Source organism: Amylibacter sp. SFDW26, from assembly GCF_009184395.1.
GTDB lineage: Bacteria > Pseudomonadota > Alphaproteobacteria > Rhodobacterales > Rhodobacteraceae > Amylibacter.
The window spans coordinates 863227-875877 of sequence record NZ_WEIC01000001.1 but is presented as its reverse complement, the minus strand read 5'-3'; the positions used below and the strand labels follow the sequence as shown (position 1 = coordinate 875877).

The following is a 12651-nucleotide window of genomic DNA, read 5'->3' as shown; positions in this document are numbered from 1 at the left end:
TTTCAACGGGCCTCTAATCGAATGGGTTCTATATCTACAATTTGTAATCTGTCTTTTATTTCAATTGTATATAGGCGATTGCGTTTGATTTTAAAGGGCGCAGGTCCGTCAAAATCCCATCCATGCGCTTTGGCTAATATCATGCGCATAATACCGATATGGCAAACTGCAACTGTTGTTTTTCTCAGCCCCATCACCCATGGTTTAATACGATCCCAGACATCCTGAGGGCTTTCGCCATTTGGCGGGCAGTAATCCCACCCCCAGTCTTCGATATCGCGAAACCCAGAAGATTTATCGGCTTTAAGGTCAACACCACGTAATCCTTCCCAAGCTCCCCAATCCATTTCGATAAGAGATGAGACGATTTTTGGCGAGCAATCAGCAATAATTTTTGCGGTTTCTTTGGCGCGTAAAAGGGGGCTAGCAACCAGATCAGCCTTTTGCCACTCTACGGGTAATTTATATCCTTGCAGTTCGGTAATAGCATCAGGGTCAAGTGCAATATCTGTGCGTCCTTGGATGCGACCTGCGCGGTTCCATGGGGTGTGTCCGTGACGTATAAGAGCAAGCGTGGTCATGTTAACAGCCTAGCAAAGGTGTAAGAGCCGACCAAAGTGTTTTTGCGGCTTTAAGCTTTAAGTGATTTGCAGCGATGTAATCCAAACTCGCTTTGCTTTGTAACTGCCAATAAACATCATCTGTAAGCAGGCGATCAATGGCGCGCGCCATTGATTTCGGGTCATCCGTTGGATGCAATGGTGTGTCAGGAGAAATTACATCACGAACACCTGGTCTGGCTTGGGCGATAATTGGTAACCCTGCGGCTTGAGCTTCTAGATAAACCATACCATAAGCTTCATCCACACCAGGCCATAGAAAAACTGAGGCTGATGAATAAGCTGTATTCAGCGCTGATTTATCACGTTGGCCTAAGAATGAGATATGGCCTTTAAGTTTTTGAAAAATATATTTTATTTCAGAAATATTTTCCCCATCTCCGATGATATTCAGGTGCCAGTCATTCGTCTTTAAATGTTTTAACACCTCTGCAATAAGGGCATAGGACTTCGTTTTTGCACCTGATCGCATCATACCTACTGACAGCAAGGTATTCTTATGTGGTTTCACGCGTTCGGGGCAGTTTACGCTGTCTTGTAACAGGAAAGGTGGCAGATGAAGTATCTGCTGGGTATTTGTTTTATATGCTTCTAAAGCCTGCTTATCCTGTTCCGTGAAATAGAAAATGATATTGGCCTGATCTGATGCCGTTTCTGCGAGCTTAGCAAAACTTGACCAAGGACCAGTCAAACGCTTATGCGCACGTGTTGCCTCTAGCAATACATATGGAATTCCTAAGGTTCTTGCGACAGTTGGACCAATCAGGTCCGGTGCTTTGTAATAATTATGATACGTGATCCAAACGGCCCAATTTTCAATCTGCCCCTGTTTTATCAGTTTTTCGATTTCTGTATTAGCTTGATTTATAAGCTTATTTTGGGTCTCAAGATCACCCGTGCCGTCATAGATACGCAGTTCTGAAGCCAAAACCACATTATACCCGTACGCATTTTCCTTAAGCAATTGAAATATGCCGCGTGCCATTTGCCTGTCCCCAGATGGCATAGGGTGTGTTGGAGACTTCATAGGGGCATAAAAGGCAATTGCGTCCATAACTTATTGGCCCAGGCACATGCGCTCGAGATGCTTTACGAGCTTGTTAATACCAGCGTTCATTCCAAAATCAGCTGTTAAGCGGTCATAAGCATTTTCTGCAAACTCTAACCGTTTATGTGGGTTGGTTGCTAAATCATGGATTGCTGCAGATAATTCTGTTGGATTATCTTGAACTAATGTGCCGTGGATACCAGTTTCAATGAATTCAGGAATGGCAGATACGCTTGTCGATATAATTGGTAACTTTTGCGAAGCGGCTTCCATCAGTACATTTGGTAATCCGTCGCGGTCCCCGTCATCTGCGATACGACTGGGCAAAATGAACATATCTGAATCACGCATAGCTTGAATAACCGTAGGCTGATCACAAGCCCCCATCCATGTGATTTGATCAGCAACTCCAGAGTTTTGAGCCTGCTTTTGAAGTGTATCTTTTAAACCTCCGCCACCAATATGAACCCATTTCCAATCCACGTCATTTGGTAATGCAGCAAGGGCTGTGATCAGGCGATCAAAACCTTTCTTTTCTACCAGGCGACCAACAGAAAGGAATGTCAGTGGAGCATCTATTGGTTTTTGAAGGCGTTCTGGTGGCGCTGGAAACCGCGATAAGTCAAGACCATGATAAACAAGATCCAGTCGTTCTGGCGTATCCGCAAGTGCGCGTAAGTGCTGTGCGCCATATGCTGTGCAGGTTACACCAAAGCTGGCGCCATAGGTGCCCGCATCCAATTTTTCACGTTTCTCCCATTCATCTGATGTCCAGATGTCTTTCGCATGTGCAGAAAAGCTCCAAGGTAAGCCACGCATGATTGCAGCGTAACGTGCAACCGATGATGGTGTATGCATGAAATGTGCATAAATTCCCTGCACATCCTGGGGTAACTCAACCGCCATAACACAGGCTTGACCAAAACGGCGTAATCTATTGCGTGTACGATCACGTTTGTAATCGGCACGCCACATTTTTAATGCAGTTCTATATCCTGATAGCTTGCGAGCTTTTGCCCAAGCTGCAAAGATACGTTTTGGTTCTGTATGTAGATACTCTGGCAAATAGCGCACATTTGCCGTGATTTGATCGTGCAGAGGATGTGTTTTCTTATCTGTTGGAAAGCGTAATGACCATATATCAAAGCTATGGCCCTGATTTTGTAAGGCTAACAACTCTTGTGCAATGAATGTCTCTGATAGTCGTGGCCAACCTTTGACAACAACCGCGTAGTTCGTTTTTTTACGAGATGTCATTTTATTGTGGCCTTGGCCAATAAAGCTGCTGTGCGCTTAACGACGTCATCTAGTCCATCTAAAAGGCCATCAATTCTTCCAGCAGAAGGCGGTGCTTGGTTTGGTAAGTTGCGAATGGCATCTATCATAACATTTGGTTCATCTCCGTCACGGCTTTTATGGATCATACGTATTAATCCAAGCTCTTCTGAACGGTTAGCACGAATATATTGCTCTAAGCGCGGTACTGTACGAGGGATGATAATTGCAGGTTTGTCAAAAGATAAGATTTCGCAAAACGTATTGTATCCACCCATTGCAACAACCCCCAAGGCATTTGACATTAGAGATTCCATCCGCGAGTCGAACCCAACACTTGTGACGCGACCATTTAATTTTCCCACGCGTTTCTCAAAATCTGCACGTGTATCACCCGTCAGGAAAGGACCATAAACCAATACTGCTGATGGCGTTAGACTTGGATCGTTTTCATATGCAGATAAAACGTGATCGACCATAGCGGCCCCATCACCGCCACCACCAGGAGTGACAAGGATGTAAGGGTCAGATTGGATTGTTGTATCTTCGACGTTTTCGCGGCGCAGATAGCCCGTCCAATTAGTGCGAGCTTTGGCATCGTCTGACAGCGCCAAGCCTTGAGTAGGATCATAGATTGATTTCAGCCCATACACCCATATTTCATCATAGAACCTTTCTGTGGCTTGCAGAGCACCTTTTCGGTCCCATTCCTTGGCTAAAACTTCTGGCTCGTCTAATACATCGCGCAAACCTAAAACAATTCGTGTTTCTGTGCGATGAGCTTTTAGCCATTCAAGGCTTGGAAGTAATTCTCCGCGAAATCCAGTGGGCTCTTTATCAACGATTACCAAGTCAGGGTCAAAATGCTGTATTGTTGCTTTGATCAATCCAGATCTTAATGTTGTCGTTTCATCGATTTCCATGCCCAATGTTTCAGACATATAAGACCCATCTGTCATTTTGGTGACGCCAGGTAGACGAACATGGTCAACGCGTTCTGGAAATGTGAAACGACCTGCAACAGGAGAGCCTGTTAGAATGAGCGCTGATGCGTTTTCATCAGAGGCTGTAATCGCATTTGCAAGTGTACGGCAGCGACGAATATGCCCCAAGCCAAATGTATCATGGCTGTACAATAAAATCCGATTGGATTTTGTTGCAGAACGAAGGTCTGGAGTCATGGATATTTTGGTCATGTGCGTGTCTTTATTCAAGATTAACTATAAATACTAAATAACCGTGAAATTAAAACAAGCATTTTACGTATAGTGTAATTTTACGATTATTTTGTAATCTGCTTTCTAAAATGCGGAGTTTGGATTTTTAGATGTGATATCAGTAAGCTTGCAGGATTAAACATCATGGCATAGCGTATATTTGAACACTTCCTTAAGGTCCTAAAAATACAATGCACGCTCTTTTCATTCGTTTTATTACAGTCTTTATCCTTTTGATTGGGATGACTTTTTCTGTGCATGCGCAAAGTTCTACTTTGTTCGGAGCTGTAAACTCTGGTAGCGATGGTGCAAAAAACGTTTCAACAGAGTTTGTTGATTTGATGAAAGAGGCTGTAGAGAATGGTGTAAAAGTCATCGTTGTGGATACAAATGGCGAGCCATTAACCACATCTCCTGAGACGCCAGATTTAGCAAAAGAAGATGCTGACACGATGTCTGGCATTATGAAGGCGCAAGTTTCAGCTGTGAAATTTCGCGAAACACTATTTGACCGTCTTCGTTCTTTACCTAAATCATTCGAAGAAGTGGTTTATATATTAAAAGCAACGAGCCCAACAGGTAAAATATCTGCATATTTAGATGTGCTTATTAAGGCGCTGTTGCTATTTTTAGTTGGGTACATAGTCGAACGACAACTGTATCTGAAATATGTAAAGCGAAGCTATCTCGCGCCTGCAATGGTAGACGAACCTGTTGGTTACACTGAAAAATTACCTGTGCTTGTTAAGCGCTTCGTACTGCGTATTATTGGCGTGCTTATTTCAATGCTTGTTGCCTATATGTTGGGTACAACGATTTTTGGTCAGCTTAATGATCCAGCATTGCAATTTACAGTCACTTTGATCAATGCAGCTTATGCCGCATCTCGTTTTGTTGCTTTGTTGTGGCGTATGATTTTGGTGCCATATTTAGAAAAATACCGTATTGCGCGTTTTTCCAACCAAGATGCGCGTCGTTTATATCATTGGCTTTGGATTACAGCAGCAATCGATATTACCACGATTTTATTTGATTCTTGGGTTTTTGAGCTTGGTTTAACGTATGATGTCTTTGCGCTGATCTCTGCAATTTCCAGTCTTTTTATTGTTATGCTGAACATCTGTTTGATAATCGCAAACTACGACGCCATTTCACGTGCCATTCGTAACGGTTTGGGTGCGGATGAAGCTGGGCGCCTAAATTACTTTGTATCTTATTCCTGGGCCTATTTAGCGGTCGGTTATCTGATATTTGCATGGGTGGAACTGGTATATCGCCTTGTCTTAGAAATCCCACTTTCTATGCCTCTTATTTTGGGCGCGTATGCAATCTTGATCTCTATCATTGTGGTTTACGCCTGCATCAATTACGTGATCGAGCGTTTGTTTCAACGCGCAGCTAAAATGGAAGAAATCAATAGCGCTATGAAACTAGAAGCAGAAACCGCCCTCGAAGGAGAAGGCGATACTGCAGCAGAAGAAGCTATGAAGGCTATGAATAAGCATCGCATGACCAGCTTTAGTGATCTGGCGCAGCGTGTTGCAGGTATCTTGGCTTTTGTTGCGGGTGTTTGGGCCTTGATCACGATTTGGAATGTTGAGGACGGGCTTGCCTCTAATGTTGCTATTAATCGTTGGATCGATGTCGTTGCCATTTTGTTTATCGGCTACATCATCTATCACATGTTCCGGATTTGGATAGATAGCAAAATCGAAGAAGAGGGGGGAGATGCCGTTGAAGTTGAACCCGGTGATGAGGGTGGAGCATCTGGAGCCAGCCGTTTGGCAACCTTGCTGCCGCTGTTCCGTAATTTTATTTTGGTTGTTGTTGTTGTAACAATTGCGCTGATTGCTTTGTTGGAAATGGGGATCAACGTAAGTCCGCTGTTTGCAGGTGCAGGTGTAGCGGGCCTTGCAATTGGTTTCGGTGCTCAAACTTTGGTACGTGATATTTTCTCGGGTGCATTCTTCTTAGTGGATGATGCCTTTCGCAAAGGGGAATACATTGATGTTGGGGATGTTAAAGGCACCGTAGAAAAAATCTCGGTACGTTCTTTTCAACTGCGCCACCACTTAGGTCCGCTGCATACTATTCCATTCGGTGAAATCCAAGTTCTTACAAACTATTCACGCGATTGGGTTATGATGAAGCTGCCATTGCGTGTCACTTATGACACTGACGTAGAACGCGTTCGAAAGTTGATTAAGAAGCTTGGTATAGAATTGATGGAAGACCCCGTGATTGGTGAAAACTTCTTGCAACCATTGAAATCACAAGGTGTGATTGAAATGCAGGATTCTGCGATGATCATACGTGTGAAATTTATGACAAAACCTGGAGATCAATGGACTATTCGTAAACGGGTCTTCCAAGAAATTCGCGATCTGTTTGAACGTGAAGGTATCAAGTTTGCGCACCGTGAGGTAACTGTACGTTTGGCTGATGACACCAAAACGCAGAATCTGACGGATGCTCAGAAAAAAGCTATTGCAGGAGCGGCACAATCTGCATTGGATGAGGATGCTTTGGAAGGCGGTGCAAGTGACAATGACAACGGAGAATAACGGCCCGTTATCTTTGTTAGTTTTGATAGGGATCTAAGGCGTCACGCAAGCCATCACCAAGAAAGTTGAATGCTAGAACAACCAATATAATCATTAACATTGGTGTGGCTGTCCATGGATATATTTCGATGGCTGCCAAGCTTTGTGCATCATTCAGCATAACCCCCCAACTGACTGCAGGAGCGCGGAGACCAAGCCCAAGAAATGACAGCGCTGTTTCACCAAGTATCATTGCAGGAATGGATAGCATAGCGCTGGCAATCAGATGGCTGGAAAAGTTTGGTAACAAATGATGGCGGATGACGCGTGTAGGGGCGGCTCCCATCATTTCAGCAGCTTTAACGTACTCTTCTTCGCGTAAAGACAGGAATTTTGATCGCACCGCCCTGGCTAAACCGGGCCAATCCAATATCCCCAATATAATAGATATAATAAAGAAGACTGCTACCGGCCCCCAATGAGACGGTACTGCGGCCGAGAGAGCCAACCAAAGCGGTAATTCAGGTAAGGAGCGTAGGATTTCAATTGAACGTTGGATGACCCAGTCAACTTTACCACCAAAATAACCTGCGATACTGCCAAACCCAATACCTAGGATAAATGAAACGGTGATACCAATTAGGCCAACAGTGAGCGAGAGCTGTGCACCATATAATATGCGCGAAAGCACATCACGGCCTAAACGGTCAGATCCCAATAGGAATACCGTTGCACCTTGTGGTGCACAAAATAAATGGCGATCAGTCTCAATCAAACCAAACAGATTATAACTATCCCTTTTGCAAAAGAACTCTAACTTCATAGGGCGTGTTTCATCTACACTATAAACCCAGCGGAAATTTTCTAAATCGGCCTTTGCCGTTGTCGGGAAAACATGTGGGCCAATGTATTTGCCATCATGAAATAAATGTATGCCTTGAGGAGGGGCATAGAGATGCTCTGCATCACGTTCATTCGGTGTGTATGGCGCGATAAAACCTGCGATTGGAAGCATAAGGTAGGCAATTAGTAAGAACAGGCCAGATATCAGCCCCAATTTATGTCGTTTAAACCTGCGCCAAACCAGTTTCCAATTAGGTGCATCCAAATCGGGGCGATCTGGAGCGCTGATGTTTTCATTTTCTTCATAGGGGGCGTCGTCTATATAACGACCGTCAGGAAGGATAGCCATTATTTGCGCGCTCCATATCTGATGCGTGGATCAAGAAGCATCAGTAATACATCGGATATCATCGTACCAATCAAGGTAAGGAGAGCTACGAATAAAAGTATAAAACCTGCAAGGAATTGATCTTGGGATTTTAAAGCTGCTAGTAAAGCAGGTCCGATGGTTTGCAGGCCAAGGACAACCGATACAAGAACAGAACCTGAAATCATTGATGGGAGCAGGTTCCCGATATCGGCAACAAAAGGGTTTAGGGCAACTCGCAGCGGGTATTTTGCAAGCAGTTTAGCTGGCGGAACGCCTTTTGCACGTGCGGTTTCTACATATGGTTTACTAAGTTCATCCAGCATATTTGCGCGCAAGCGTTGCATCATCGCAGCTGCACCAGATGTACCAATCACAAATGTGGGGATGATAAGATGCAGAAGAATTGATTTCATCTTATCAAAACTCATTGGCTCGCCTTCGAATTCTGGCGCCATCAAACCGCCAATGGGTAAATTGAAGTAACGATGACCGTAGTAAAATAATATCAATGCGAGCAGGAAGTTTGGTGTGGCCAACCCAAGATAACCAACAAATGCGGATGTGTAATCAACCCAAGTTTTAGATCGGGCAGCGGCGATCACGCCCAAAGGCAGAGCTACTAGGTAAACGAACAATACAGCAGCTAAATTGACCAAAACTGTTAACCAAAGTGCTTGACCGACAATATCTGCTACAGGTTGGTCAAATTCGAATGACCAGCCAAAATCACCCTGTAATAATCCAGAAAACCCATGTGGCCCTGGTATGGCACCAATCCAGATGAAATATTGTTCTATAATGGGTCTATCAAGGGCATATTCATGCCGTAAAAATTCTGCTTTCGCCACGCTATTGGTTTGCCCCGTTGCGCGCAATTCCTCTATCTGATTGCTGAGGTAATCACCTGGAGGTAAATTTATGATCATGAAAATTAAGGCAGACACCAGTAGAAGTGTCATTAACATTGTCAGCAGGCGATAGAATGCGAAGCGGAGTAAGATCATTGCACCACTCCTACATTATCAAAGTAAAATTCATCCATGCGATATACACCAAAATGCGCGCCAGGATCCCACGCCCAAACAGCGTCTTTTGGTACGTTTTTAAGATGATTAGAAACGACAACAGGCTGTGGTGCTTCGCTTAAAATACCTATGCCATATTGTTGATCAGCATGAATGCTTAACATCTCTTGCCATATTTGTGACCGTGTTTCTGTATCCGATGTGTGATCCCAGTCTAATGAGAGTTTCAAAAGCTTTTGTGGCTCTGGCATATCCACTTCATAGCCTCCCTTTCCATGCATTTGATAATGTTGCCCCCATTTTGGCCAAGCGAAAAAGTCTTGTTGACGTGGGGCTAGGTAGCTGGGCGATGTGTTCGGTTGTGGTAACCCGTTGTCCCACCCAAACCAAATTGCTGCCATAGTCGTGCCAGAATATACACGGTTGCGTAAAATATCGCGTTCTAAAGGGCGCACAACAAGCTTAACGCCAGCTTCTCGCCATGTGTCAGTGATAATGGATAGCGCATTTTCAACCTCTTGGCGTTCGCCAGGTGTTTCCACCACCATTTGAACAGGGCGCCCATCAGGAAGTAATCTAATGCCATCAGAACGACGTTCTGTTAATCCCATCTCATCCAAAAGATCATTTGCAAGATCAAGATCGAATTGAGACCATGCTTTACGGTTTTGAGGATCATAAAATGCACTGCGCGGTAGAGCCGTCATAGAACTTTCTTTGGCTAACCCAAAATATAGCACGCGGTTAATCATGTTGCGATCAATAGACAGAGATAAAGCACGTCTGAAACGCACATCACGCATAATTTCGCGCCAAGCTCTATCTGCAAAATTCAGGTTTGGATATATGGCGATTTGCGATGCTGTGCCATTAGCCCATAGAAACGTTTTATATTTACCGCCGTCTTTTTCGCCTTTTTTCAGGATAGAGATATCTTTGAAACTTAGTCCACGTGCCTGAAGATCAACCTCTCCAGCATTGGCTTTTGCCGCGACAAGACCAGAGCCAACCACATTCATATCTACGTGGTCAATATAGGGTAGTTGTACGCCTTTTCCGTCAACACGATGATAATAAGGATTTCGCACAAATAGCTTACGGTTTTTTGTGCTTTTTTCATCAACGAGCCAAGGCTGTAATGTCGGTAATTTTGCATTGTCAAACTTGTACATATTATCAAGCTTGTTATGCAGTGATGCCCAACTCCGAACTTTCTTTTTTACGATTGCTTTCGCTAAAAAATCTGGATCCGCGTAATCTGCATGGTACTGTTTAAGGTAATGTGCGGGGCGGAAAATAAAAGGTGGGCGCGCCTGAGCTAAAGTTTGTAAAAACTTTGGGTTTGGATTTTGCCATTCATAGATGATGGTTAGCTCATCAGGAAAGCTAACAGTTGGTAACTCTCTATCAACGTATAAGAAATCAGGTGAGCCTGACGGCGAAAGATATTTGTTGCTTGCAACATCTACCCACCAATATTTAAAGTCAGCAGATGTAAATGGCGCACCATCTGACCATTTGTGCCCTTTACGCAAACGTAGTGTGAACTTTTTATCATCCTCATTTTCAAAGTTTTCTAAAATGTCAGCTTTTAATTCATAAGCTTCATTATAATTCACTAGGCGCGAGTACCCATAAACCACCATTTGCCGTGTATCTTTGGAACGCGTGACCATTGTGCGCAATGTTCCACCTTGGACACCAAATGTGCGTCCTTTATTCGGCAGCACAACGATTAAAGGATTATCTGGTATACGATCATGAATTGCAGGTAATTTATTAGACTTGACCTGTTCTTCGAACAGCAATGTTTCTTGTAATATTTGTGCTTGTGCATGAGTTGCACCCAAGATCAGGAATGCAGCGATATATAAGCTTTTGAATTTATACATGACAACGCACCATATGACCGGGCTCTAGCTCTTGTAAGGGGGGAGCATTATCATCTTCAAAACGGAAATTATCAGCCCAAGAGCTTGGCGCACCAGCCCCCAGAGCAACAAGGTTAAGATCAATTGGGCGATCAATATCTGGCTCTGGTTGGGCTGCAATCAACGCTTTTGTATATGGGTGTTTTGGGTTTGCAAATAAAGTACAAGGCGGTGCTTGTTCGACGACGCGACCTTGGCGCATAACTGCGACCTCATCTGCTATTCTAGAAACCACTGCTAAATCATGTGAAATAAACAAATATGACAATTGGCGGGCATCACGTATCTCTTCTAATAGGTCTAGGATCTGGTCTTGTACGGAAACATCTAGGGCAGAAGTGGGCTCATCGCAAACCAGTAACTTGGGCTCCATCATCAACGCGCGCGCAATAGATAGGCGCTGGCGTTGGCCACCAGAAAAAGCATGTGGGTAACGGCGTAGAATAGAAGGTTCCAAGCCAACCAAGTTTAATACATCTTGTGCCCGTTGCTTGCGTTCGTCTTTGGTGCCAATTTTATGAATACGTAAAGGTTCTAATAACGTATCAATAATTTGCATTCTTGGACTTAAGGACGAGTAGGGATCTTGAAAAACCATCTGTGCTTGTCTCTGAAAGCCACAGCGCTCGCTACGTGTAAGTGCGCTGACATCAATTGGATCAGCATTGGATTCAGAATAAAAGTGTACATGACTACCTTCATCAGGCAGTTCTGCACCTAGCGCAATTCGAGCACAGGTTGATTTTCCTGATCCAGATTCCCCAACTACGGCTAGAGTTTTGCCACGTGTCAATTGTAAGTCCACACCGCGCACGGCCTTTATCTGAGTTGCTGGCTTCCATGGAGTGCTACTGCGGGAGACATAAGTCTTAGAGATGTTCTTCATATCAAGGATCAGATCATCATGCGGAACGGCTGGGACAACTACATTTGATATTGGAATAACTGGTGCGGCATCAAACAGTTTCTTTGTGTAAGGATGCGCAGGTGCAGATAAGATATCCTTAGCAGTCCCACTTTCCATAATGCGGCCTTTGTTCATTACGACGAGTTTATCCGCCATATTAGCAACCACACCCAAATCATGCGTGACGAGGATCACAGCCATATTGGTTTCTTTTTGCAAATCATTAATCAGCCCAAGAACTTGAGCTTGAGTGGTGACGTCAAGAGCTGTGGTCGGTTCATCTGCTATTAGCAAATCAGGTTTTGCAATCATGGCCATTGCGATCATCGCACGTTGCAACATACCGCCTGACATCTCAAACGGGTAGGATTTATATGCGCGTTCTGGGTCAGGAAATCCAACACGTTTGAATTGAGCCAAGACTTCTTTTTTAATTTTCTTTTTAGATATGCTGCGGTGAAGTTCTAGGACTTCAGCGACTTGATGACCAACTTTGTGCAAAGGTGACAAGGATCGCATAGGTTCTTGAAAGATCATTGATATGCAATCACCGCGTACTTTGCGAAATAGCTTTTCGTTGATTTTCAGTAAATCTTGAGAGGTTTCACCCGTATTCGAAACAATTTCGCCAGAATGGATATGTGCCGTACTTGGCAGGATACCTAAAATAGCACGACAACTGAGTGTTTTACCCGAGCCAGACTCCCCAACCAATGCAAGCGTTTCACCCTTTTGGATAGAAAAATTCACATCTTTAATCGTTGGTTCAGCGTTGCCGAAACCGATTGTCAGATTTTTGACTTCTATTAAGGGTTCCATCGTCTCCCGCCGTAAAACCTTGAACGCTAACCGCATGATTCTGCAGATCACTT

9 protein-coding genes are annotated in these 12651 nt (G+C 44.0%); 1 reads left to right on the top strand and 8 read right to left on the bottom strand.

Annotated features, from left to right (window positions below; all coding sequences use genetic code 11):
* Positions 1 to 2: 2 nt before the first annotated feature.
* The 4 genes from F9L33_RS04380 to F9L33_RS04365 are packed head-to-tail and all read right to left on the bottom strand — an operon-like array spanning position 3 to position 4139.
* A complete protein-coding gene (locus F9L33_RS04380; protein WP_152141508.1) occupies positions 3 to 581 on the bottom strand; it encodes a histidine phosphatase family protein in 579 nt (192 codons plus the stop codon).
* 1 nt (position 582) lies between these two features.
* Positions 583 to 1674: a glycosyltransferase family 4 protein gene (locus tag F9L33_RS04375; RefSeq protein ID WP_152141507.1), complete on the bottom strand. Its 1092-nt coding sequence runs from the start codon at positions 1672 to 1674 to the stop codon at positions 583 to 585.
* A gap of 3 nt (positions 1675 to 1677) precedes the next feature.
* Entirely contained in the window at positions 1678 to 2925 is a 1248-nt protein-coding gene (locus F9L33_RS04370; RefSeq protein WP_152141506.1) for a glycosyltransferase family 4 protein, read from the bottom strand.
* The gene (locus F9L33_RS04365; protein ID WP_226803934.1) at positions 2922 to 4139 is read right to left on the bottom strand and encodes a glycosyltransferase family protein; all 1218 of its coding nucleotides are present in this window, start codon (positions 4137 to 4139) and stop codon (positions 2922 to 2924) included. Before F9L33_RS04365 ends, F9L33_RS04370 begins: the two co-directional genes overlap by 4 nt.
* Before the next feature lie 212 nt (positions 4140 to 4351).
* On the opposite strand from F9L33_RS04365, the gene F9L33_RS04360 reads away from it, so the two are divergent.
* Positions 4352 to 6724, top strand: a complete 2373-nt coding sequence (locus F9L33_RS04360) for a mechanosensitive ion channel family protein (RefSeq protein ID WP_152141505.1) — start codon at positions 4352 to 4354, stop codon at positions 6722 to 6724.
* A 16-nt stretch (positions 6725 to 6740) separates the two neighbouring features.
* Here F9L33_RS04360 and F9L33_RS04355 read toward each other — a convergent pair whose 3' ends face one another.
* The 4 genes from F9L33_RS04355 to F9L33_RS04340 are packed head-to-tail and all read right to left on the bottom strand — an operon-like array spanning position 6741 to position 12598.
* Complete coding sequence (locus F9L33_RS04355) at positions 6741 to 7895, bottom strand: ABC transporter permease (RefSeq protein WP_152141504.1); 1155 nt, start codon at positions 7893 to 7895, stop codon at positions 6741 to 6743.
* Entirely contained in the window at positions 7895 to 8920 is a 1026-nt protein-coding gene (locus tag F9L33_RS04350; protein ID WP_152141503.1) for an ABC transporter permease, read from the bottom strand. The genes F9L33_RS04355 and F9L33_RS04350 overlap by 1 nt, the downstream gene beginning before the upstream one ends.
* Complete coding sequence (locus tag F9L33_RS04345; protein ID WP_152141502.1) at positions 8917 to 10833, bottom strand: ABC transporter substrate-binding protein; 1917 nt, start codon at positions 10831 to 10833, stop codon at positions 8917 to 8919. Before F9L33_RS04345 ends, F9L33_RS04350 begins: the two co-directional genes overlap by 4 nt.
* Positions 10826 to 12598: an ABC transporter ATP-binding protein gene (locus tag F9L33_RS04340; protein WP_152141501.1), complete on the bottom strand. Its 1773-nt coding sequence runs from the start codon at positions 12596 to 12598 to the stop codon at positions 10826 to 10828. Before F9L33_RS04340 ends, F9L33_RS04345 begins: the two co-directional genes overlap by 8 nt.
* Positions 12599 to 12651 lie beyond the last annotated feature (53 nt).

Coding starts and splice junctions, on each gene's coding strand:
- F9L33_RS04380 (WP_152141508.1), bottom strand. CDS start 581: ATGACCACGCTTGCTCTTATACGTCACGGACACACCCCATGGAACCGC.
- F9L33_RS04375 (WP_152141507.1), bottom strand. CDS start 1,674: ATGGACGCAATTGCCTTTTATGCCCCTATGAAGTCTCCAACACACCCT.
- F9L33_RS04370 (WP_152141506.1), bottom strand. CDS start 2,925: ATGACATCTCGTAAAAAAACGAACTACGCGGTTGTTGTCAAAGGTTGG.
- F9L33_RS04365 (WP_226803934.1), bottom strand. CDS start 4,139: ATGACCAAAATATCCATGACTCCAGACCTTCGTTCTGCAACAAAATCC.
- F9L33_RS04360 (WP_152141505.1), top strand. CDS start 4,352: ATGCACGCTCTTTTCATTCGTTTTATTACAGTCTTTATCCTTTTGATT.
- F9L33_RS04355 (WP_152141504.1), bottom strand. CDS start 7,895: ATGGCTATCCTTCCTGACGGTCGTTATATAGACGACGCCCCCTATGAA.
- F9L33_RS04350 (WP_152141503.1), bottom strand. CDS start 8,920: ATGATCTTACTCCGCTTCGCATTCTATCGCCTGCTGACAATGTTAATG.
- F9L33_RS04345 (WP_152141502.1), bottom strand. CDS start 10,833: ATGTATAAATTCAAAAGCTTATATATCGCTGCATTCCTGATCTTGGGT.
- F9L33_RS04340 (WP_152141501.1), bottom strand. CDS start 12,598: ATGGAACCCTTAATAGAAGTCAAAAATCTGACAATCGGTTTCGGCAAC.